Origin of the sequence: Sphingomonas sp. Xoc002 (assembly GCF_050408055.1) — a bacterium.
GTDB classification, from domain to species: Bacteria; Pseudomonadota; Alphaproteobacteria; order Sphingomonadales; family Sphingomonadaceae; genus Sphingomonas; species Sphingomonas yabuuchiae.
This window is the reverse complement of the sequence record NZ_CP191175.1, coordinates 1231537-1252313: the sequence shown is the minus strand read 5'-3', so window position 1 is coordinate 1252313 and position 20777 is coordinate 1231537. Positions and strand designations below refer to the sequence as shown.

The 20777-nt window shown below is 66.5% G+C and carries 19 protein-coding genes; 4 read left to right on the top strand and 15 right to left on the bottom strand.

The genetic code is table 11. From position 1 onward, the window contains the following. Nucleotides 1-52: 52 nt before the first annotated feature. From rseP to rpsB, 8 genes are all read right to left on the bottom strand, one after another. On the bottom strand, nucleotides 53-1189 hold the full coding sequence (rseP, locus tag ACQR50_RS05735; RefSeq protein WP_428970146.1) for an RIP metalloprotease RseP: 1137 nt from the start codon (nucleotides 1187-1189) through the stop codon (nucleotides 53-55). Then, nucleotides 1186-2343 (bottom strand): 1-deoxy-D-xylulose-5-phosphate reductoisomerase, encoded by a 1158-nt coding sequence (dxr, locus tag ACQR50_RS05730; RefSeq protein ID WP_428970145.1) that lies wholly within the window; start codon nucleotides 2341-2343, stop codon nucleotides 1186-1188. Before dxr ends, rseP begins: the two co-directional genes overlap by 4 nt. Continuing rightward, complete coding sequence (locus ACQR50_RS05725) at nucleotides 2343-3110, bottom strand: phosphatidate cytidylyltransferase (protein ID WP_428970649.1); 768 nt, start codon at nucleotides 3108-3110, stop codon at nucleotides 2343-2345. The genes dxr and ACQR50_RS05725 overlap by 1 nt, the downstream gene beginning before the upstream one ends. Nucleotides 3111-3175: 65 nt before the next feature. Beyond that, on the bottom strand, nucleotides 3176-3844 hold the full coding sequence (uppS, locus tag ACQR50_RS05720) for a polyprenyl diphosphate synthase (RefSeq protein ID WP_428970648.1): 669 nt from the start codon (nucleotides 3842-3844) through the stop codon (nucleotides 3176-3178). Nucleotides 3845-3933: 89 nt separating this feature from the next. Next, entirely contained in the window at nucleotides 3934-4491 is a 558-nt protein-coding gene (gene frr, locus ACQR50_RS05715; protein ID WP_428970144.1) for a ribosome recycling factor, read from the bottom strand. A 3-nt stretch (nucleotides 4492-4494) separates the two neighbouring features. Beyond that, entirely contained in the window at nucleotides 4495-5220 is a 726-nt protein-coding gene (pyrH, locus tag ACQR50_RS05710) for a UMP kinase (RefSeq protein ID WP_056439658.1), read from the bottom strand. A gap of 386 nt (nucleotides 5221-5606) precedes the next feature. After that, nucleotides 5607-6542 (bottom strand): translation elongation factor Ts, encoded by a 936-nt coding sequence (gene tsf / locus ACQR50_RS05705; RefSeq protein WP_428970143.1) that lies wholly within the window; start codon nucleotides 6540-6542, stop codon nucleotides 5607-5609. Nucleotides 6543-6702: 160 nt separating this feature from the next. Continuing rightward, complete coding sequence (gene rpsB, locus ACQR50_RS05700) at nucleotides 6703-7512, bottom strand: 30S ribosomal protein S2 (RefSeq protein ID WP_042487688.1); 810 nt, start codon at nucleotides 7510-7512, stop codon at nucleotides 6703-6705. 372 nt (nucleotides 7513-7884) lie between these two features. Between rpsB and ACQR50_RS05695 the strand changes: the two genes are divergently transcribed. Next, a complete protein-coding gene (locus ACQR50_RS05695; RefSeq protein WP_076718045.1) occupies nucleotides 7885-8121 on the top strand; it encodes a hypothetical protein in 237 nt (78 codons plus the stop codon). Here the strand turns inward: ACQR50_RS05695 and pssA are convergent. Together pssA and ACQR50_RS05685 are read right to left on the bottom strand one after the other, a co-directional pair. Next, the gene (pssA, locus tag ACQR50_RS05690; RefSeq protein ID WP_428970142.1) at nucleotides 8060-8881 is read right to left on the bottom strand and encodes a CDP-diacylglycerol--serine O-phosphatidyltransferase; all 822 of its coding nucleotides are present in this window, start codon (nucleotides 8879-8881) and stop codon (nucleotides 8060-8062) included. The genes ACQR50_RS05695 and pssA overlap by 62 nt on opposite strands. A gap of 13 nt (nucleotides 8882-8894) precedes the next feature. Next, a complete protein-coding gene (locus ACQR50_RS05685; protein ID WP_076715621.1) occupies nucleotides 8895-9617 on the bottom strand; it encodes a phosphatidylserine decarboxylase in 723 nt (240 codons plus the stop codon). 143 nt (nucleotides 9618-9760) lie between these two features. Between ACQR50_RS05685 and ACQR50_RS05680 the strand changes: the two genes are divergently transcribed. Both ACQR50_RS05680 and ACQR50_RS05675 read left to right on the top strand, forming a co-directional pair. Continuing rightward, nucleotides 9761-10981, top strand: coding sequence for an NADP-dependent isocitrate dehydrogenase (locus ACQR50_RS05680; RefSeq protein ID WP_428970141.1), 1221 nt, complete (start codon nucleotides 9761-9763; stop codon nucleotides 10979-10981). 112 nt (nucleotides 10982-11093) lie between these two features. After that, nucleotides 11094-11636 (top strand): TIGR02594 family protein, encoded by a 543-nt coding sequence (locus ACQR50_RS05675; protein ID WP_428970140.1) that lies wholly within the window; start codon nucleotides 11094-11096, stop codon nucleotides 11634-11636. Between the two features lie 33 nt (nucleotides 11637-11669). Here ACQR50_RS05675 and ACQR50_RS05670 read toward each other — a convergent pair whose 3' ends face one another. Continuing rightward, a complete protein-coding gene (locus ACQR50_RS05670) occupies nucleotides 11670-12122 on the bottom strand; it encodes a c-type cytochrome (protein WP_428970139.1) in 453 nt (150 codons plus the stop codon). Nucleotides 12123-12235: 113 nt separating this feature from the next. On the opposite strand from ACQR50_RS05670, the gene ACQR50_RS05665 reads away from it, so the two are divergent. Next, complete coding sequence (locus ACQR50_RS05665) at nucleotides 12236-14014, top strand: cation:proton antiporter (protein WP_056439676.1); 1779 nt, start codon at nucleotides 12236-12238, stop codon at nucleotides 14012-14014. A 139-nt stretch (nucleotides 14015-14153) separates the two neighbouring features. Here ACQR50_RS05665 and ACQR50_RS05660 read toward each other — a convergent pair whose 3' ends face one another. From ACQR50_RS05660 to ACQR50_RS05645, 4 genes are all read right to left on the bottom strand, one after another. Beyond that, complete coding sequence (locus ACQR50_RS05660; protein WP_428970138.1) at nucleotides 14154-16826, bottom strand: valine--tRNA ligase; 2673 nt, start codon at nucleotides 16824-16826, stop codon at nucleotides 14154-14156. Between the two features lie 119 nt (nucleotides 16827-16945). Beyond that, the gene (locus ACQR50_RS05655) at nucleotides 16946-18568 is read right to left on the bottom strand and encodes a histidine kinase famiy protein (RefSeq protein WP_428970137.1); all 1623 of its coding nucleotides are present in this window, start codon (nucleotides 18566-18568) and stop codon (nucleotides 16946-16948) included. A gap of 73 nt (nucleotides 18569-18641) precedes the next feature. Continuing rightward, the gene (locus ACQR50_RS05650) at nucleotides 18642-19208 is read right to left on the bottom strand and encodes a DUF2497 domain-containing protein (RefSeq protein WP_076718043.1); all 567 of its coding nucleotides are present in this window, start codon (nucleotides 19206-19208) and stop codon (nucleotides 18642-18644) included. A 42-nt stretch (nucleotides 19209-19250) separates the two neighbouring features. After that, the gene (locus ACQR50_RS05645) at nucleotides 19251-20771 is read right to left on the bottom strand and encodes a TolC family outer membrane protein (RefSeq protein WP_428970136.1); all 1521 of its coding nucleotides are present in this window, start codon (nucleotides 20769-20771) and stop codon (nucleotides 19251-19253) included. Between the last annotated feature and the right edge of the window lie 6 nt (nucleotides 20772-20777).

The following is a 20777-nucleotide window of genomic DNA, read 5'->3' as shown; positions in this document are numbered from 1 at the left end:
CCCAGAAAAGTCGAACCGACCCCTGTCGTCGTCGCGCCCTGCCCCATCGGCGTCAGCCGATCAAGCTGCGGATATTTTTCCACAGCCCCAAATTGCCCAGATCGTTGAACGTTACGAAGAGCATCAGGGCCAGGATCGCGATCATGCCGCCACGGAATGCCCATTCCTGGGCCACCGGCTCCAGGGGGCGTCGCCGCACCGCTTCGATCGCATAGAAGAGAAGATGACCGCCATCCAGCATCGGCACTGGCAAGAGGTTGATGAACCCCAGATTGATGGACACCAGCGCCACGAAGAAAACGAACGCGTCGAGGCCCAGCGACATCTGCTCGCCCGACACTTTCGCGATGGACACCGGTCCGCCCAGTTCCTTGACCGAGCGTCGGCCCGAAATCACCTGGCCCAGCGTCTCGACCATCATGCGGACGATCTCGCCGGTACGCTGGACCGCCACCACGGGCGCGCGCAGCAGGCTGACCGGACGGACGTCGACCGTACCCGCACCGCGCAGGCCCAGACGGCCGATGCGATAGCTGTTGCCGAAGCGGTCGCGCTGTTCCTCGGTGCCGATCGTCGCGCTGGTGGTGAAGGGCGTGTCGCCGCGCGTCGCCGCGATCGTCACCCGGTCCCCGGCGCGTATCTGCACATAGCGGGCGATATCGGCGAAGTCGGTGACGGCACGGTCGTCGATCGCCGTCACCCGGTCACCGGGGCGAAGCGAAGTCGCGGCCGCCGCGCTGCCGGGCATGATCTGCCCCACGACCGGCGGCACCACCGCCTCGCCATAGGCATAGGCGAAGCCCGCCAGGATCAGGATGGCGGCGGCGAAATTGATCGCCGGGCCCGCCGCGACGATGATCGCGCGCTGCCACACCGGCTTGGCCTGGAAGGTGCGGGCGCGTTCCTCGGGCGGCAGCGACAGCCAGGCGGCGTCGGGCTGGCTGGCCGGGTTCATGTCGCCCGCGAACTTCACGTAACCGCCCAGCGGCAGCCAGCCGATCTTCCACCGCGTATCACGCTTGTCGGTAAACCCGGCGATCTCGCGCCCGAAACCGACGGAAAAGGTTTCGGCCTTCACGCCGAACAACCGTCCCGCGAGATAATGCCCCATCTCGTGCACGAACACGAGCGGGCCGAGGGCAAGGACAAAGGCCAGGATGGTCAACAACAGGCCGGGGGTTTCGATCAAACGACGCAATCCTCAACGCGCTCGGCCGTTATTGCCCTGGTTTCCGCATCGATCGCGATCACCGCATCGAGCGACTCCGGTGGGGCGGGGTCGTAGCGATGGAGAACATCCTCGACGATTGCGGCAATTTCGAGGAAGCCGATGCGACGTGCGAGAAAAGCCGCCACCGCGATCTCGTTTGCGGCATTGAGGATGGCCGGAGCCGCCCCGCCCGCCTCCAGCGCGGCCCGTGCCAGCCGCAGCGCGGGGAAGCGCACCGGATCGGGCGCGGCGAAGTCCATCCGTCCCAGCGCGACCAGGTCGAGCGGCGCCATCGGCGTCGGCATCCGGTCGGGCCAAGCCAGACAATGGGCGATCGGCACGCGCATGTCCGACGGCCCCAACTGCGCCAGCATCGAGCCGTCGACATAATCGACCGCCGAGTGGATCACCGATTGCGGATGCAGCACGATCTCGATCCGGTCGGAGGGGACCGGGAACAGGCGCGCGGCCTCGATCAGCTCCAGCCCCTTGTTCATCATCGTCGCCGAATCGACCGAGATCTTGGCACCCATCGACCAGTTGGGATGCGCCACCGCCTGTTCGGGGGTGACGCGGCGCATCTCTTCGGTCGTAGACTGTCGGAATGGGCCGCCGCTGGCGGTCAGAACGATTCGGCGCACCCGCTCGGGCTGTTCGAAGTCGAAGCATTGATAGATGGCGTTATGCTCGCTGTCGGCCGGGAGCAGCGTCGCCCCCGCCTTGGCCGCCGCCGCCAGCACCACCTCGCCCGCGGACACCAGCGGCTCCTTGTTGGCGAGCACCACCGTGCCGCCATTGGCGATGGCGGCCATGGCGGGTTCCAGCCCGGCGCAACCGACGATGGCACCCATCGTCCAGTCGGCGTGCATGGCCGCCGCCTCGATCACCGCCGCACGGCCGCCCGCCACGCGGGTCTCGGTTCCGGCCAGCCCCGCGCGCAGATCGGGCAGGCAGCGTTCGTCCGCCACGACCGCCAGTTCGGCGTTTGTCCGCTTCGCCGCCGCCGCCAGCTTGGCGACATCGCAATTGGCCGTCAGGGCCCGGACGCGGTAACGGTCGGGCTCGCGCTCGATCAGGTCCAGCGTCGAGGTGCCGACCGATCCGGTCGCCCCCAAAATGGTTACGCTACGCATCAGAACAGGTCCGGAAGGAGGATCAGCAGCGCGGCGATCGGCGCGACCGGCACGATGCCGTCCAGCCGGTCCATCACGCCGCCATGGCCGGGCAGCACGTTACCGCTGTCCTTGACCCCTGCGCGCCGCTTCAGCGCGCTCTCGAACAGGTCGCCCATCTGCGCCAGCACCGCCAGCACCGGCGTCGCGATGACCAGATGCAATGGCAGGCCATGCGCCCAGCGCATCAGCACCGCCAGCAACGTCGCCGCCGCCACACCGCCGATCAGGCCCGACCAGGTCTTGGCCGGGCTGATGCTGGGGGCCAGCTTCGGCCCGCCGAACTGCCGCCCGACGAAGAACGCCCCGCTGTCACAGGCCCAGACGATCGCCATCGACCAGAGCGACAGCACCAGCCCGTCGTCATGCAGCCGAATCGCCAGCAGCGAGAAGACGGGCAACCCGACATAAAGGGCCCCTGCCCCGAACTCCGGGCGGCGCGACACGATGGTCAGGAAGAAGAAGGTCGCCGCGATCAGCCCCAGCGCGAAAAAGCCCGGCCCGGCCGCCAGACCCGGCGCCATGATGGCCAGCGGCACCGACAGCGCGAACTGCGCCAGCCGCTTCTGCCTGGCATCGACCTTCAACAGGTCGGACCATTCGGCCATCATGAACAGCGCGACGACGACGGCCAGCAGCCAGAAGGCCAGACCGCCCAGTACGAGCGAAACGCTGGCCACGGCGATCATCACGATGCTGGCAAGCACCCGCTTGGTCAGGTTGGACATGCCGGACGCGGGCGGGTTGGCCGGGGCCGCCTCGGGCGCTCCGGCCTTGGGGGATTTAGGGTCGGTCACAGGCCGCCGAAACGCCGGTGTCGTCGGCCGAACTCGGCCACCGCATCGGCCAGCGCCGTCTCGTCGAAATCGGGCCAGAGCGTGTCGACGAACAGCAGCTCGGCATAGGCCGCCTGCCACAGCAGGAAGTTGGACAGGCGCTGCTCGCCCGAGGTGCGGATGACCAGGTCGAGCGGCGGCAGGCCGTTGGTCTGCAACTCGCCCTCGATCGCCTCCGGGGTGATCGCCTCCGCCGTCATCTCACCGGCCGCGACCTTGCGGGCCAGCCGCCGGGTCGCCTCGACCAATTCCGCCTGCGCGCCATAGTTCAGCGCGATGGCGAGGACCGGACCGCTGTTGCCCGCCGTACGCTCGATCGCATCGTCGATCAGCGCCACGAGGTCGGCGGGAAAACGGCGATAGTCGCCGATCACCCGCAACCGGACATTGTCCGACACCAGCTCGGCCAGGTCCTTGCGCAGGAAGATGCGCAACAGGCCCATCAGGTCGCTGATCTCGGTCTCGGGCCGCCGCCAATTCTCCGACGAGAAGGCGTAGAGCGTCAGCGCCTCGATCCCCATCACCCGCGCCGCACGCGCGATCCGGCGCACGGCATCGACCCCGGCCTTGTGACCGGCGAAGCGGGGCAGCAGACGGCGTTTGGCCCAGCGGCCATTGCCGTCCATGATGATCGCGACGTGACGCGGTACCGCACCCGTATCGGGCACGGCCACCAGCGACCCCAGAGCCGTCTGGGCCGAGGCGGCCGGAGGACTCACTTGCCCAGGATTTCCTTTTCCTTGGCCGCGGCGGCTGCATCCAGCTCGGCGATGGTGGCGTCGGTCAGCTTCTGCACCTCGGTCTCGTGGCGCTTGCGCTCGTCCTCGCCGAAGACGCCCTTCTTCTCGTCGACCTTCAGGCTGTCCATGCCGTCGCGGCGCACGTTGCGCACGGCGATGCGCGCGCCCTCGGCGTACTTGCCGGCCAGCTTGGCGAGTTCCCTGCGGCGCTCCTCGGTCAGGTCGGGGATCGGCAGGCGCAGCGTCTGGCCGTCATTGATCGGGTTCAGGCCCAGACCCGCCGAGCGGATCGCCTTTTCGACCGACGACACGTTCGACTTGTCCCATACCTGCACCGACAGCATGCGCGGTTCGGGCGCGGAGACGGTCGCGACCTGGTTCAGCGGCATGTGGCTGCCATATACCTCGACCGTCACCGGATCGAGCAGCGCCGTCGAGGCGCGACCGGTGCGCAGACCGTTCAGGTCGTGCTTCAGCGATTCGACCGCGCCCTGCATACGGCGCTCGAGATCGGACTTGTCATAGGCTGCCATGATTTAAGCTCCTGCGTTCTGGACGATCGTCGACACACCCTGGCCCGACAGCACGGCACCGAAATTGCCATGTTCGCGGATGTTGAAGACGACGATCGGGATATTGTTGTCGCGGCACAGCGCGATGGCCGAGGCGTCCATGACCTTCAGGTCGTCGGACAGCACCTTGGAGAAGGTGACGGTTTCGTAGCGGGTCGCGGTCGGCACCTTCTTGGGATCGGCATCATAGACGCCGTCGACGCTGGTGCCCTTGAACAGCGCATCGCACTTCATCTCGGCGGCGCGCAGCGCGGCGCCGCTGTCGGTGGTGAAGAAGGGCGAACCGACACCGGCGGCGAAGATCACGACGCGGCCCTTTTCCAGATGCCGCTCGGCACGGCGGCGGATAAAGGGTTCGCACACGCTCGACATCGGGATGGCCGACTGGACGCGGGTGTCGACGCCGATCTGCTCCAGCGCGTTCTGCACCGCCAGCGCGTTCATCACGGTCGCCAGCATGCCCATATAATCGGCGGTCGCCCGCTCGATCCCCTTGGCCGCCGCCGACAGGCCGCGGAAGATATTGCCGCCGCCCACGACGATGCACAGCTCATAGCCCTGCGCGCGGACATCGGCGATCTCCTGCGCGACGCGCGCGGTGATCTCCGGCGAGATGGCGAGCCCCCCCTCGCCCATCAGGACCTCACCCGACAATTTCAGAAGGATACGTTTGAAGCGCGGGGTGGTCATCGTTTCTCGGATCTTGGTGATGAAAGTGGCGCGGACCTTAGGCGGCGACCGGCCGGCGGGCAACCATGGAGCGGCGGGTTGCGGGGATTTTCGTGGGACAGTGGGCAAGCCGCCCCGATCCATTGCCCCGCCCCCGTTCTGACTGAGCGAACGGTAAACCCATTCCTTCCCAAGCTGTGCTTGGGGAGGGGGACCGCGCCCGCAGGGCGTGGTGGAGGGGCATGGCCGGTCCGTGACGCCCCTCCACCATCGCTGGCGCGATGGTCCCCCTCCCCGAGCATAGCTCAGGGAGGATCTGGAGAGACCCCAAACGCAAAGGGAGCGGCCCCCTCGCGGCGGCCGCTCCCCTCTACCTTCACCGTTCCGTCACGGAACGGCGCGAGACATTACGCCTTCTGCGGAACGCCCGACGCGGCGGCCACTTCAGCCGCGAAGTCCGACGCTTCCTTCTCGATGCCTTCGCCCAGCTGGAAGCGGACATAGTCCACCAGCTTGATCTCGGCACCGGCGTCCTTGCCGGCCTTCGCGACGACGTCGCTGATCTTGGTCTTGCCGTCGATCACGAACAGCTGGCTGACCAGCGCGTGTTCCTTGCGGTACTTGGCGATGCCTCCTTCGACCATCTTGGCGATGATGTCGGCGGGCTTGCCCGATTCGGCGGCCTTCTCGGTCGCGATCGCGCGCTCACGCTCGATCTCGGCCTCGTCCAGGTCTTCCTCGTTCAGCGCCTTGGGGAAGGCAGCGGCGATGTGCATCGCCAGCTGACGGCCCAGCGACTGCAGCACGTCGTCGGCGGCTTCCGACTCCAGCGCGACCAGCACGCCGATCTTGCCCAGGCCCGGGGCCTGCTGGTTGTGGACGTAGGACACGACCGCGCCCTTCGACACTTCGAGGCGCTTGGCGCGACGCAGCGACTGGTTCTCACCGATGGTGGCGACATTGTTGGTCAGCACTTCGGCGACGGTGCCGCCCTGCGGCATCGCTTCGTTCTTCAGCGCCTCGACATCGTCGGTCGACTTAAGCGCGATCGCGGTCACGTCACGAACGAACGCTTGGAACTGGTCGTTCTTGGCGACGAAGTCGGTTTCCGAGTTCACTTCGACGGCAGCGCCGACGGTGCCGCTGGTGGCGACGCCGACCAGACCTTCGGCTGCGGTACGGCTCGACTTCTTCTGCGCGGCCGCCAGGCCCTTCGTGCGCAGCCAATCCAGCGCAGCGTCCATGTCGCCAGCGGCTTCGTTGAGCGCCTTCTTGCAGTCCATCATGCCCGCGCCGCTCTTTTCGCGCAGGTCCTTGACCATCGCTGCGGTGATATCGGCCATTGTCTGATTTCCTCTGTCTGAAAAGGGGGATGCGGGTAGGGCCGCCCCATCGGAGGCGGCCCTTAGCACGGCTTGCATGTCAAGCCGATGTCATCGACCGGAGGCCATGCCCGCCCGGTCGATGATCGCCCCGCCCGCATCGCGGGGCATTGTCACGCGATTACGCGTCGATCTGGCGCTCGGCCTCGACCGCCTGCTCGGCGGCTTCGGTCGGGGCGACGGTGAGCGCTTCCTCGACGGGCGGCTCGGCCATCGCGCCGAAGTCCGCGCCGCTGCGGCGCTGCTGCTCGTTGTTGCCACGGGTGGCGGCAATGGCGACGGCTTCGCAGTACAGACGGATCGCGCGGCTGGCGTCGTCGTTGGCCGGAACCGGGAACGCGATGCCGTCGGGCGAGACGTTCGAGTCGAGGATCGCCACGACGGGGATACCCAGCGTGTTGGCTTCCTTGATCGCCAGCTCTTCCTTGTTGGCGTCGATCACGAACATCACGTCCGGAATGCCGCCCATGTCGCGGATGCCGCCCAGCGACAGCTCGAGCTTGTCACGCTCGCGGGTCAGGTTCAGCACTTCCTTCTTGGTCAGGCCGTGCGTGTCGCCCGACAGCTGCTCTTCGAGCGTCTTGAGGCGCTTGATCGAGTTCGAGATCGTCTTCCAGTTGGTGAGCATGCCGCCCAGCCAGCGGTGGTTGACGAAGTGCTGCCCCGCGCGGCGAGCGGCCTCGGCGACCGGCTCCTGCGCCTGGCGCTTGGTGCCGACGAACAGGACCTTGCCACCGCCCGCGACGGTCGAGCTGATGAACTCCAGAGCGCGCGCGAAGAGCGGCACGGTCTGCGACAGGTCGAGGATGTGGACGCCGTTGCGGTCGCCGAAGATGTAGGGCTTCATCTTCGGGTTCCAGCGATGGGTCTGGTGGCCGAAGTGCGCGCCGGTCTCGACCAGCTGCTGCATGGTGACGACGGGTGCCGCCATAATGTAATTCCTTCCGGTTAGTCCTCTGGGAAGCGGATGACGCGGCGGGCGAAGCCCATGCGCACCGAAATATGATGCTTCCCATGCGGTGTTGAGGCGCGGGCCCTTAGCCGATGCAAAACCGCATGGCAAGCGCCCGACCGCGTTCACTTTTGTTCCAATGCCGATTGACAAGAGAACATCGGCGGAACATAAAGCGATCACAACGGGGTTGAGATTCCAGCCATCGCATAACGTTTTCGCAACGTCGCGAATTTGGCACGACTCAACCTGATGTCGGCGTTTCGGCGACGGAACTCGACGAAAAAATCAATGGTTACGGTCTGGTTAATGTGCCGGATCGTATCGGACGGACGGCAGGAGGCTGGCATCATGATGATCGTGGTGAGTGTTCTGGTTTTCACGGGCGCCTTGGTCGCCGCCCTGACCACCATAGCGATGATGGTGGCGCCGCAATGGCGTCGCATCCTGCATCTCGCCACGGGTCACATCGAACCGGCCTTCACGCCATTGGCCACCCTGGTAGTGGCCGAGCGCCGGATCGCCGTCAGGCGCTGGGCGGCGGGCTCCCCTGCCCCTTCGCTGGTACGCCGCCGCGTGGCCGCTTGAGCCGCGCATAGGCGATCATGGTGGCGGGGATGCTCAGCAGATAGACCAGGCACAGCGCGGTCAGCGCATGCCAGGGTGCGGAGATCAGGGCGACCCCGACCAGTACGATGATCGCCAACGCCTCGAACCGCACATGGCGGCGCAGGCGGAACGAGGTCCAGGACAGGGTCGGCAGGCTCGATACCATCAGTAAGGCGACGAGCGCGACCCACGGCGCGACCAGATAGGGCGACGAGAAGATCGGCTCGCCCGTCCAGAACCACAGATAGAGCGGCAGCATGGCCAGCCCGGCCCCGGCGGGGGCGGGAACACCGGTGAAGAAGCCCGCCGTCTTGCGCGGCTGATCCGTCACATCGAGCTGCGAGTTGAACCGTGCCAACCGCAATGCGCAGAACACCGCCTGGAGCACCGCGCAAATCCAGCCGATGCGCGGCAGGTTTTCGAGCGACCAGAGATAGAGGATCAGGGCAGGCGCGACGCCGAAGGAAATGGCGTCGGACAGCGAATCCAGTTCCGCCCCGAACCGGCTTTCCCCGCGCAGCAATCGCGCGATCCGGCCGTCCAGCCCGTCCAGCACCGCCGCGACCATGATCATGGTGACGGCCGCCTCCCATGATCCCGCAATGGCGAACTTCACCCCCGTCAGGCCGGATACCAGCGCGAGCGCGGTCACCGCATTGGGAATGATCGCCCGCAGCGGCAGACCGCGGGGCGGCTCGCCATCGGCGCGGCGGCGGGCGAAACGGGGGGAAATGGCCATCGGAGAGTGCGGCTTACTGCGCGATGCCGGTCATCGGCTTGCCGCCGACACGGCCGATCACCGTCTCGCCCGCGACCGAACGCTGGCCCAGGCAGACCTGCGGCGTGACGTCATCGGGCAGGTACACGTCGACGCGGCTGCCGAAGCGGATCAGGCCGACACGCTGACCGGCAGCGACCATATCCCCGGGCTTCACGAAGCCGACGATACGACGCGCGACCAGACCGGCGATCTGGGTGAAACCATATTTCCGGCCATCGCGGCCCTCGACCACGAAATGCTGGCGTTCATTCTCGTCCGACGCCTTGTCGAGATCGGCGTTGAGGAACTTGCCCGAGATATAGACGACCTGGCGGATGACGCCTGCGACGGGCGTGCGGTTGATATGCACGTCGAACACCGACATGAAGATCGACACGCGGACCAGCGGCGCCTCGCCCAGTTCGCCGATCAGTTCGCGCGGGATCGGAACGCGCTGGATCATGGTGACCAAGCCATCGGCGGGTGCGACGATCAGGTCGTCGCCCTGCGGCGTGGTGCGGACGGGGTCCCGGAAGAACGCCGCGATCCAGATGCACAGGCCGACGAACGGCCAGAACAGCACCTTGGTGATCAACGTGGCGACGATGGTCAGGCCCGCCCCAATCAGCACATATTTGCGCCCTTCGGGATGGACGGCGGGGAAGCGCCACTTGACGGTGGTGGTCGCGACGGGGGGCTTTTCAAGCGAAGGCATCGGGCCTGTGTACCTGTCCACCGGCCATCGCACAATCTTTTCGGTTCGCCCCGGCCCTTTCGCGTGATGTGCAGGGTGGTTGATCCGCCGCGCCCCCTCCCCTAGACGCGTCACCAAACCTGCCTAATCTGAAGGATGCGCATATGGCGAAGATCAAGGTGAACACCCCCGTCGTGGAGATCGACGGCGACGAAATGACCCGGATCATCTGGGAATGGATTCGCGAACGCCTGATCAAGCCGTATCTCGACATCGAACTGGCCTATTTCGACCTGTCGGTCCAGAATCGCGACGCGACCGCCGACCAGGTGACGATCGACAGCGCCCATGCCACGCAGAAGTACGGTGTCGCCATCAAGTGCGCGACCATCACCCCCGACGAGCAGCGCGTCGAGGAGTTCGGCCTGAAGAAGATGTGGAAGTCGCCCAACGGCACGATCCGCAACATCCTGGGCGGCGTGGTCTTCCGCGAGCCGATCGTCATCAAGAACGTTCCCCGTCTGGTGCCCGGCTGGACCCACCCGATTGTCGTCGGCCGTCACGCATTCGGCGACCAGTATAAGGCGACCGATTTCAAGGTGCCCGGCAAGGGCAAGCTGACCCTGAAGTGGGAAGGCGAGAATGGCGAGTCGATCGAGGAGGAGGTGTTCAACTTCCCCGCCGCCGGCGTCGCCATGGGCATGTACAATCTCGACAAGTCGATCCGCGATTTCGCGCGCGCCTCGATGAACTATGGCCTGAACCGCGGCTGGCCGGTCTATCTGTCGACCAAGAACACCATCCTGAAGGCCTATGACGGCCGCTTCAAGGACATCTTTCAGGAGGTGTTCGACACCGAGTTCGCCGAGCAGTTCAAGGCGGCGGGCATCGAGTATCAGCACCGTCTGATCGACGACATGGTCGCCTCGGCGCTCAAGTGGCACGGCGAATTCGTCTGGGCCTGCAAGAACTATGACGGCGACGTCCAGTCGGATACGGTCGCGCAAGGCTTCGGCTCGCTGGGCCTGATGACCTCGGTCCTGATGACCCCGGACGGCAAGACGATCGAGGCGGAAGCGGCGCACGGCACCGTGACCCGTCACTATCGCCAGCACCAGCAGGGCAAGGCGACCTCGACCAACCCGATCGCCTCGATCTTCGCCTGGACCGGCGGCCTGAAGTATCGCGGCAAGTTCGACAACACGCCCGACGTCGTCCGCTTCGCCGAGACGCTGGAAAAGGTCTGCATCCAGACCGTCGAGAACGGCCAGATGACCAAGGATCTCGCCATCCTGATCGGCCCGGACCAGCCCTGGATGACCACCGAGCAGTTCTTCGAGGCGATCCGCGTCAACCTCGAAACCGCGATGGCCAACTGGCAGTAAGGTCCGTTTCGGTCCGGTCGTCGATAGGCGACCGATCGCAGCGCGAGCAAGATGGACCCGGGGGGCATGCCTCCCGGGTCTTTTTGCGTATCGCTCGATCGGGAGACAGGAAATGGATCTGGGAAATTATAGCTGGCTGACGACGATCGGCACCTTGCCCCGCATGGTGTCGGAGTCATTAAAGCTTTGGGGCATCGAGGAACGAGCGGGCGCAAAGAACAACCCCGTCATCCTGCAATGGGCGCAGGAAGTCGGTGGCGATGTCGCCAAATTCTATGATGCGGATGCCATTCCCTGGTGCGGCCTGACCATGGCGGTGGTGGCGCGCCGAGCCGGCAAGACACCGCCCGCCAAGCCACTATGGGCCCTGAATTGGCGTAATTTCGGAGAACCTAGCGGCCAGCCCGATCTCGGCGACATCGTCACCTTCACGCGCAATGGTGGCGGCCATTTCGGGCTTTATGTTGGCGAGGACGAAAGCCGCTATCATGTACTCAGCGGCAATCAGGGGGACAGGGTATGTATCCGTCCCTACGCCAAGGAGCGCTTTGTCGAGGCCCGCAAACCACTTTACATGACCCCGCCCGCTACAGCGATTCCCATATTGCTGCATGGCGATGGACAGCGGCCAGCCAATATGATGGCGACCTTCTGACACCCATCGACGTTCGCCGCGGAAATGTCACGCCTATCTGGAACGCCCCTCGCGCTCCAGATAGGCGATCACATCCGCCCGGGCGAGCGGGTCGGGCAGGCCGGGAAAGGTCATCTTCGTCCCCGGCGCGAAGCGTTGCGGCGAGGTCAGCCAGCGGTTCATCGTCACCCGGTCCCAGCGCCCACCGACCCGCTCCAGTGCGGCGGTATAGCCATAGCGCAGGCTGCCCCCGGCGACCGGTTTGCCCATGATGCCATGCAGATTGGGCCCCGCCCGGTCGAGTTCGCCCTTGCCGATCGTGTGACAGGCCAGACACTGGCCGAAGGTCCGCGCGCCCGCATCGGCATCCGCGACCCGCATCAGCGCGTCGAGCGACGGGTTGGGCCCCGCCGCCTTCAGCCGTTCGGCCCGGTCGCCATCCCCGCAGGCGGTCAGTGCCAGGCAAGGCAGGATGGCGAACAGGGCGGTCGATCGGGGCGGCTTCATCGTGCCGCCCTAACGCCGCCTTCGCATCATACCCCATTGGACGAATCGCCCCATCGTCGTTTCGTGGGATTAACGACCTGACAAGCGCGGCAAAGCCGGGTTAGGCTGTCGTCATGGCACTTCGGTTAGACAATCAGGGCTTTTCCGACGCCCTCGTGATCCTCGGGTCGGCGGGGATCGTCATTCCCGCCTTCGCGCGTTTTCGGGTCAGCCCGGTCATCGGGTTCATCCTGGTCGGGCTGCTCGTCGGCCCGGCGGGCCTGGGATCGCTCGTCCCCCATGCACCCTGGCTCTATTATCTGACCATCTCCAACCCGGAGTCGATCGAGCCCTTTGCCGAGTTCGGCATCATATTATTGCTGTTTTCCATCGGTTTGGAGCTGTCCTTTCGCAGGCTTTGGGCGATGCGGCGGTTGGTGTTCGGCACCGGTGCAGCCGAGCTCATCGGCTCGGCGGCGCTGATCGGGATCGCGCTTCATATGCTGGGGCAAGGCTGGGCGGGAGCAATCGGCCTCGGTCTTGCCCTTACCCTGTCCTCAACCGCTTTGGTGCTGCCGCTGGTCGGCACGACGAGCCCGGTGGGCCGCGGCGCGTTCGCGATGCTGCTCTTCGAGGATCTGGCGCTGGTGCCGATCATCTTCGCGCTGGGCGCGATGGCGCCGACCGCCAGCGACGAGGGTTGGGTCGGGATTGCGGGCGTCGCCCTGCGCGGCGGCCTGACGGTGGTCGCCATGTATCTGGGCGGCAAGTTCGTCCTGCCGCGCCTCTTCGCCCAGGCCGCGCGGACCAAGAGCCCCGAACTGTTCCTGGCCGCCTCGCTGCTGGTCGTCATCGTCGCCAGCGTCGCGACGACCGCCGCCGGGCTGTCGCCGATCGTCGGCGCGCTGCTGGCGGGCCTGCTGATCGCCGAGACCGAATATCATTCCGAGGTCGAGGTGATGACCGCGCCGTTCAAGGGCCTGGCGCTCGGTGTGTTCCTGATCACTGTCGGCATGAGCCTCGACCTCCGGTTGATCGCGAAGAACTGGGACATGCTGCTGCTCGCGGTGGTTGGCGTGGTCGCGGTGAAGGCGATCGTCACCTATCTGCTGCTGCGTGTCGCTCATGCCCGACGCGGCGTGGCGGCGGAGACGGGCCTGCTGATGGGCAGCCCGTCCGAGACGACGCTGATCGTGCTGGGAACGGCGGCCCAGGCGCAGCTGATCCTGCCCTCGACCGCCAGCTTCTGGCAGACGGTGACCGCGATCGGCCTGACCATCACCCCGTTGCTCGCCAAGGCAGGCCGGGTCATCTCGCGTCGGATCGAAGCACGCAGCGGCGAATTGCCCCCCGCTCCCGAGGCGGATGCCGATACCGGACGCACCGTGGTCATCGGCTTCGGTCGCGTCGGCAAGATGATTGCCGACATGCTGACCGTCCATGGCCAGCCCTATGTCGCGGTCGAGGCGGATATCGATTCGGTCAGCGAGGCGCGGCGGGCGGGCTATCCGGTGCTGTTCGGCGACGTGGCGCGGGCCGAGCTGGTCGACCGGTTGAACCTGCCTGCCGCGCGCGCGCTGATCCTGACGATGGACGATCCAGTGCTGACCGTTCGGCTGGCGCGGCGTATCCGTGAGGCCGCGCCCGACCTGCCGATCATCGCACGCGCCCGCGACATGGCGCATGCCACCGAGCTTTACCGTGCAGGCGTCAGCGAGGCGGTGCCCGAGACACTGGAAAGCTCGCTGCAATTGTCGGAGGCGGTGCTGGTCGATTTGGGTGTCGCGATGGGGCCGGTGATCGCGTCGATCCATGAAAAGCGCGACGAACTGCGGCAGGTGATCCGGCGCGAGGCGCAACTCCAGCGCGAGCCGCGTATCCGGCGGCTCAAGCGGCTGGGGGAACAGGGGTAACGAACCCCATTCCTCCCCAAGCTTGCTTGGGGAGGGGAACCGCGGCCGTCTGGTCGTGGTGGAGGGGCGTAGCCTCTCGCCCCTCCACCATCGCTTCGCGACGGTCCCCCTCCCCATGCCCAGCATGGGGAGGATTAGGTTAACCCAGGCGGCCTAGTGCGGCGTGCAGGCGCGCGGCCTCGGCCATCTTGTCGGCATGGTCGGCGCGGGCCTTTTCGACCGCTTCGGGCTTGGCACGCTCGACGAAGCTGGCATTGCTCAGCCGCCCGCCCAGCGCGTCGCGTTCCTTCTCGACCGCCGCGATCGCCTTGGTCAGGCGCTGACGTTCGGCGTCGAGGTCGATCACGCCTTCCAGCGGCAGGACGAAGGTCGCCTCATCCACCACGACCTGCGCGGCCCCGCCGGTGGCGTCGCCCTCGGCAGCCTCGACACGCGCCAGACGCGCCAGTGCCGAAGCCTGACGGGTCAGACGTGCCGTCGTCCCCTCGTTCGCGTCACGCACATGCACCGGCAGACGCGCGCCCGGCGGCACGTTGAGTTCGGTGCGCGCCGCGCGAATCTCGCTGACCAGACGGATCAGCCAGTCGATCTCGCGCTCCGCCTCGGGGTCGAGCGCGCGGGCGTCCGCCATCGGCCACTGGGCCACGATCAGGTCATGATCGCGCGCCCCCATGGCATGCCACAGTTCCTCGGTGATGAAGGGCATGAACGGGTGGAGCAGGACCAGGATCTGATCGAGCACCCAGCCCGCGACCGCACGGGTTTCCTCCCCGCCCTCTTCGCCGCCCTGGAGGACCGGCTTGATGAGTTCGAGATACCAGTCGCAGAAGCGGCTCCAGACGAACTGGTAGATGGCGTTCGCCGCGCCGTCGAAGCGGTAGTCGGCCAGCGCGAGGTCCACCGCCTGCACCGTCTTCACCGTCTCGGCGATGATCCACTTGTTGACCGCCAGCGTGGCGTTGGGCGCCTCCAGCGTGGCCGATGCGCCGATGCCGTTGGCCTGGGCGAAGCGCGCCGCGTTCCACAGCTTGGTCGCGAAGTTGCGATAGCCCTCGACCCGGCGTTCATCCATCTTGATGTCGCGGCCCTGGCTCTCCATCGCCGCCATGAAGAAGCGCAGCGCGTCGGCGCCGTACTGGTCGATCAGGCCCAGCGGATCGACCGTATTGCCCTTCGACTTCGACATTTTCGAGCCGTCGGCGGCGCGGACAAGACCGTGGAGATACAGCGTCTTGAAGGGCACCTCTTCCATGAAGTGCATGCCCTGCATCATCATCCGCGCATCCCAGAAGAACAGGATGTCGAAGCCGGAGATCAGCACGTCGTTCGGGTAACGCCCGGCCAGCGTCTTGTCGCCGTTATCGGGCCAGCCGAGCGTCGCGAAGGGCCAGAGCGCGGAGGAGAACCAGGTGTCGAGGACGTCCGGATCGCGGGTCAGGGTGACGCCCTCACCGGCTTCGGCGCGTGCCTCTTCCTCGGTTTCGGCAACGAACACGCGGCCATCCTCGGCGAACCACGCCGGGATCTGGTGGCCCCACCAGAGCTGGCGGCTGACGCACCAGGGCTGGATGTTCTCCATCCAGTTGAAGAAGGTCTTTTCCCAGGCCTGCGGCACGATCTTGATATCGCCGCCGCGCACCGCCTGGATCGCGGGCTGGGCCAGCGTCTTGGCGTCGACATACCATTGGTCGGTCAGCCACGGCTCGATCACCACGCCCGAACGGTCGCCGAACGGGGTCTGGATCGTGCGCGGCTCGGCGTCATGCTCCTCGCCGTCCTTGTCGATATGCGGGATCAGGACGCCCTCGTCCTTCAGGCGTGCGACGACGGCCTTGCGTGCGTCGGCGGTCGACAGGCCGAGGAACGCGTCGGGGATCAGGCCATCCGAAGTCTGGCAGATATGCGCCTTGCCATCGAGCATGTTGAGCATGTCGCGCGCTTCGATCCCGGCGCGGCGGCCGACCTCGAAATCGTTGAAGTCATGGCCGGGCGTGATCTTGACCGCGCCCGATCCCAGTTCGGGGTCGGCATGTTCGTCGGCGACGATCGGGATCAGGCGGCCGGTGATCGGCAGGCGGACCTGCTTGCCGATCAGCGCGGTATAGCGCGCGTCGTCCGGATGGACCGCGACCGCCATATCGGCCAGCATCGTCTCCGGCCGGGTCGTCGCGACCTCGATAAAGCCCGATCCATCGGCGAGCGGGTAGCGCAGCCGCCAGAAGCTGCCCTTCACTTCGCGCGTCTCGACTTCCAGGTCGCTGATCGCGGTGCCGAGCCCCGCATCCCAGTTGACCAGCCGCTTGTCGCGGTAGAGCAGGCCCTGACGATACAGGTCGACGAATACCTTCAGCACCGCCTTGCTGAAGCCCTCGTCCATGGTGAATCGCTCATTGGCCCAGTCCATCGAGCAGCCCAGACGGCGCAGCTGGCCGGTGATCTGGCCGCCGCTTTCCGCCTTCCACGTCCAGACCTTTTCCAGGAACTGGTCGCGGGTGAAGTCGGTGCGCTTTTCGCCACGCGCATTCATCTGGCGCTCGACCACCATCTGGGTCGCGATGCCCGCATGGTCGGTGCCGACGACCCACAACGCATCCTTGCCCTTCAGCCGGGCGTGGCGGACCAGAATGTCCTGCAACGTGTTGTCGAGCGCATGGCCGATATGCAGGTTGCCGGTGACGTTGGGCGGCGGGTTGACGATCGTCCACGGCTCGGCGTTCGGGCGGTCGGGGCGGAACAGGCCCTTTTCCTCCCAATGGCCATACCAGCGGGCTTCGATTGCGGCGGGGTCGAACGTCTTGGGCAGCTCAGTCATGCCGCTGCCTTAATGACCCGCGCCGCCGGACGCCAGATGCTATCCGGAGCGTGTCCCATCGGACCGATCCTGCTCCATTCCTCCCTGCAAGGGGAGGAATAGGCTTAAGTGAACTTATATCAGGTTCGCGCACCCGGCCGGTCGAGCACCGCGCGAATCCGTTCGTTCAGGTCGGCGCGGCGATAGGGCTTGCGGATCAGCTCATAGGAGCGTGCGCCCTCGTCGATCGCCTCGTCGGCAAAGCCGGTGGTCAGCAGCACAGACAGATGCGGATAGTCACGCCGCACGACCTGCGCCAGCGCGACGCCGTTCATCCCGCCGGGCATCAGGATATCGGTGAACAACAAGGCGAAGTCGCTGTCCTGCGCCAGATGGTCGAGCGCTTCGCGCGCGCTGCGGGTCAGGACGACGTCATAGCCCAGATCCTCGAGCATCGATTTGCCGAGATCACCGACATCATCCTGGTCCTCGACCATCAGGACGCGCTCGACCCCGCCGCTGCGGGCCGGCTGAACGGGTGCGGCGCGGCGTTCGGTGACGCCCGCAGCACGCGGGAAGTAGAGCGCGATCGCCGCGCCGTCCGTGTCGGTTTCGACCGTGGCGAGGCCGCCCGACTGGCGCATGAAGCCATAGACCATAGCGAGGCCCAGCCCGGCACCCTTCCCCATTTCCTTGGTGGTGAAGAAGGGGTCGAAAATCTTGTCGGCGATCTGCGGATCGATGCCCGGCCCGTCATCGGCGACGCGCACCATGACATATTCGCCGGGCTCCAGATTGGCGGGCCCTTCGGGACTGTCGCCGGAGTGGATGATGTTGCGGGTCGAGATAGTAATCTCACCCTGCCCCGACTGACGGCCGATCGCCTCGCGCGCGTTGCTGACGATGTTGAGCAGCGCCATTTCCGCCTGGACCGGGTCGATCCGGCAGTTCCAGAGATTTTCCTCCAGCCGCTGGCGCATCACCACGCCATCGCCCGCCGTCCGGTTCAGGATCGGGCGAAAATCCTCGATCAGCTGGTTGAAGTTCAGCAGCCGGTCGCGCAGTTCCTGCTTGCGGGCAAAGGCGAGCAGTTGCTGGGTCAGCGTCGCGCCCCGCGAGGCGGCGGCGGCGATCGCCTCGACCGCACGACGGCCGCTTCGGTCGCCCTGATCGACCCGCGCCTCTAGGATATCGGCATAACCGATGATGACCTGGAGCAGGTTGTTGAAGTCGTGCGCGATGCCGCCGGTCAGCTTGCCGACCGCCTCCATCTTCTGCGCCTCGTGCAACGCATCCTCGGCCTCGCGGCGGCGCGATATGTCGAGTTGGCTGCTGAAGAAATAGACCAGCTCGCCCGCATCGTCATAGACCGGCGAGACGAACAAGGCGTTCCAGAAGGTCGAGCCGTTCTTGCGATAGTTGAGCAGTTCGACCGCGATCTCGTCGCGCCGCGCGATCGCCGCGCGGACCTGCGCCACCACGTCGCGGTCGGTTTCCGGCCCTTGCAGGAAGCGGCAATTGGTGCCGAGGATTTCCTCCTCGGAATAGCCGGTCATGAAGCTGAAGGCTTCGTTGCAGAAGACAATGGGATTGTCGGGCTGCCGGGGATCGGTGACGATCATCGGCATGCGCGTCGTCTTCACGGCGGCGAAAAAGATGTCCGACTGCCCCGAATGCGGCTGGCTCGCATCCGCGATCGGGGGGGACGACACGTGCGAGCGCGTCGATTTCGACAGATCGGGCGTCTCGGGTGTCGGGTTCATGCCCAACGAACCCGGACGGGTGCCGCCGGTTCCGCTTGCATCTTGATGCAGGTCGAAAAGCCGGCGGGCAGGATCAGCGCCCTTCGCGCGTGATCCGGGCGATTTCGCGCGCGACCATCGCCTCGACCATCTCGGGCAGATGGGTATCGAGCCATTCGCGCAGCATCGGGCGCAGCATGTCGCGGACCAGCCCTTCGAGCGTGCCGTCGCTGGTGGGTTCCGGCTTGACCATCATACGGCTGAGCGCCTCCAGGGAACCACGGCTGGCCTCGGCCACGCGCGGGGATACGATCGCCTCTTCCGCGTCGTCCAGATCGGCCTGGACCGGCGGGGCAACGGGTGCGGGGGCGGCGACATGCGCCACCGGCTCGGGGGCCGGAGCAGGCGCCGGGGCGGGTTCGGGCGCGACGGCGCGCATCGCCGATTCGGCAGCGCGGGCGGCGGCGGCCTCGACCTTCATGCGCAGCGGCATGGGATCGCTGAGTTCCAGGACCTCGGGCGAATCATCCTCGACCGCAGGCGCGGGCACGGGTCGCGGCTGGCGACGCTGGCGGGCGGGCACTTCGCCCTCTTCGGCAATGATCCGTTTGATCGAGGAGAGGATCTCTTCCATCGACGGCTCTGCGCTGACATCACCCATGACCGCAAACCCCATTCTTGCCCCCAAGGCCCCTGTCCGGCCTTATTGCCGGCTTGGTGCCTCCGCACCTGTGGTTAATGCGGGGCTTCTGTCAACAGGGGCGTTGACGTCGGCGTCGAGCGGACGGGTGATCGCCGCCGTCTGCGCCGGGGTTCCGGCGGTGGTGCTGGCGACCGGCGCGGGCTCGCCATCGCCGCCCCAGTCGCTGATCTTGTTGCGGACACGCTTGTAGTTGGCGACCGGATCGTAAAGCGAACCGCCGTCCAGCCCCAGGTCGCGCGCCTCGGCATTGCCCATCGCGGCGATCAGCGCGAAGCCCGCGACATAGGCGTCGCGCCGCGCGGTCACCAGCGTCACCTGGCTGTTCAGCAATTCCTGCTCGGCGTTCAGGATGTCGAGCACGGTGCGGGTGCCGACACTGTTCTCGGCGCGCACGCCCTCCAGCGACAGCGAGTTGGCGCGCACCGCCGATTCGGCCGAGGCGATCACCTCCTGCGAGGACTGCCACACGGCGTAGGCGGAGCGGACCTGCGCCACCACCTGCCGCTCGGTGCCGGTGGCGTTCTCCAGCGCCTGCCCGCGCAGCGCCTCGGCCTGGCGGACCTGTGCCGCCGGGCGACCGCCCTGGAACAGCGGCATCGACATCTGCACCCCGACTGTCGCATTGACGCCCGAGGCCGGGACATTGGGCACGTTCAACGAGCCCAGATAGTTGAAATAATTGCCGCTCGACACCGCCGACAGGCGGGGCAGCCGGTTCGCGCGCGCGACGTTGATGTCGTAGCGGGTCGCATCCGCCGATCGCCGCGCGGCGATCAGCTGTGGATTCTGGTCGAGCGCGACCGCCACCGCCTGATTGGGCGAGGCGGGCAGCGTCGGGAGCGCGGGCGGCTGTTCCAACCCTACCGGCGCGACGCCGACGATATTGACATAGTTTTCGCGGCTGGAGATCAAATTCGCCTGCGCCGACTGAAGCTGCGCGCGCGCCTGCGCCAGACGGGCTTCGGACTGGGCGACGTCGGTCCGGGTGAGGTCGCCGACCTGGAACCGATCGCGCGAGGCGCGCAAATTGGTATCCAGCACATTGACGTTGCGGGTGTTGAGGTTGACGATCGCCTCGTCGCGGATGACGTTCATGTACGCCGCGACGACATTGGTGAAGAGGTTCGCCTCCACCCCGCGCAGCTGTGCCCGCCCGGCATCGACCCGCGTCTCGGCCGCGCGCACCGCATTCTTGACCGCGCCGCCCTGATAGAGCGGCACCGACAATTGCAACTGCCCCGTGCCGACGCGTTCCGGGTTGAGGAAGTTGTTGTTGGCCACGACGATATTGTCGATGATCTGGCCGTTGGACTGCAACGACGGCAGGCCGCTGGCCCGTGCGATCGGCACATTCTCATCGGTCGCGCGCTGGGCGGCGCGCTGGCCGGTGATCGTAGGGTTGCTCTGATACGCCCGCACCATCGCCTCGCGCAACGTCTCCGCCGAAGCCGACCCGGCCAGCAACAGGGCCGAGCCGATCAGAACGCCGGAGGTCAGGGAGGAAGTCAGGTGCAGGCGCATAGTCCC

Excerpts from the sequence above, each read along its gene's own strand:
- dxr (WP_428970145.1), bottom strand. The coding sequence starts at position 2,343 with ATGCGTAGCGTAACCATTTTGGGGGCGACCGGATCGGTCGGCACCTCG.
- ACQR50_RS05725 (WP_428970649.1), bottom strand. The coding sequence starts at position 3,110 with ATGTCCAACCTGACCAAGCGGGTGCTTGCCAGCATCGTGATGATCGCC.
- uppS (WP_428970648.1), bottom strand. The coding sequence starts at position 3,844 with ATGGACGGCAATGGCCGCTGGGCCAAACGCCGTCTGCTGCCCCGCTTC.
- frr (WP_428970144.1), bottom strand. The coding sequence starts at position 4,491 with ATGGCAGCCTATGACAAGTCCGATCTCGAGCGCCGTATGCAGGGCGCG.
- pyrH (WP_056439658.1), bottom strand. The coding sequence starts at position 5,220 with ATGACCACCCCGCGCTTCAAACGTATCCTTCTGAAATTGTCGGGTGAG.
- tsf (WP_428970143.1), bottom strand. The coding sequence starts at position 6,542 with ATGGCCGATATCACCGCAGCGATGGTCAAGGACCTGCGCGAAAAGAGC.
- rpsB (WP_042487688.1), bottom strand. The coding sequence starts at position 7,512 with ATGGCGGCACCCGTCGTCACCATGCAGCAGCTGGTCGAGACCGGCGCG.
- ACQR50_RS05695 (WP_076718045.1), top strand. The coding sequence starts at position 7,885 with ATGATGATCGTGGTGAGTGTTCTGGTTTTCACGGGCGCCTTGGTCGCC.
- pssA (WP_428970142.1), bottom strand. The coding sequence starts at position 8,881 with ATGGCCATTTCCCCCCGTTTCGCCCGCCGCCGCGCCGATGGCGAGCCG.
- ACQR50_RS05685 (WP_076715621.1), bottom strand. The coding sequence starts at position 9,617 with ATGCCTTCGCTTGAAAAGCCCCCCGTCGCGACCACCACCGTCAAGTGG.
- ACQR50_RS05680 (WP_428970141.1), top strand. The coding sequence starts at position 9,761 with ATGGCGAAGATCAAGGTGAACACCCCCGTCGTGGAGATCGACGGCGAC.
- ACQR50_RS05675 (WP_428970140.1), top strand. The coding sequence starts at position 11,094 with ATGGATCTGGGAAATTATAGCTGGCTGACGACGATCGGCACCTTGCCC.
- ACQR50_RS05670 (WP_428970139.1), bottom strand. The coding sequence starts at position 12,122 with ATGAAGCCGCCCCGATCGACCGCCCTGTTCGCCATCCTGCCTTGCCTG.
- ACQR50_RS05665 (WP_056439676.1), top strand. The coding sequence starts at position 12,236 with ATGGCACTTCGGTTAGACAATCAGGGCTTTTCCGACGCCCTCGTGATC.
- ACQR50_RS05660 (WP_428970138.1), bottom strand. The coding sequence starts at position 16,826 with ATGACTGAGCTGCCCAAGACGTTCGACCCCGCCGCAATCGAAGCCCGC.
- ACQR50_RS05655 (WP_428970137.1), bottom strand. The coding sequence starts at position 18,568 with ATGAACCCGACACCCGAGACGCCCGATCTGTCGAAATCGACGCGCTCG.
- ACQR50_RS05650 (WP_076718043.1), bottom strand. The coding sequence starts at position 19,208 with ATGGGTGATGTCAGCGCAGAGCCGTCGATGGAAGAGATCCTCTCCTCG.
- ACQR50_RS05645 (WP_428970136.1), bottom strand. The coding sequence starts at position 20,771 with ATGCGCCTGCACCTGACTTCCTCCCTGACCTCCGGCGTTCTGATCGGC.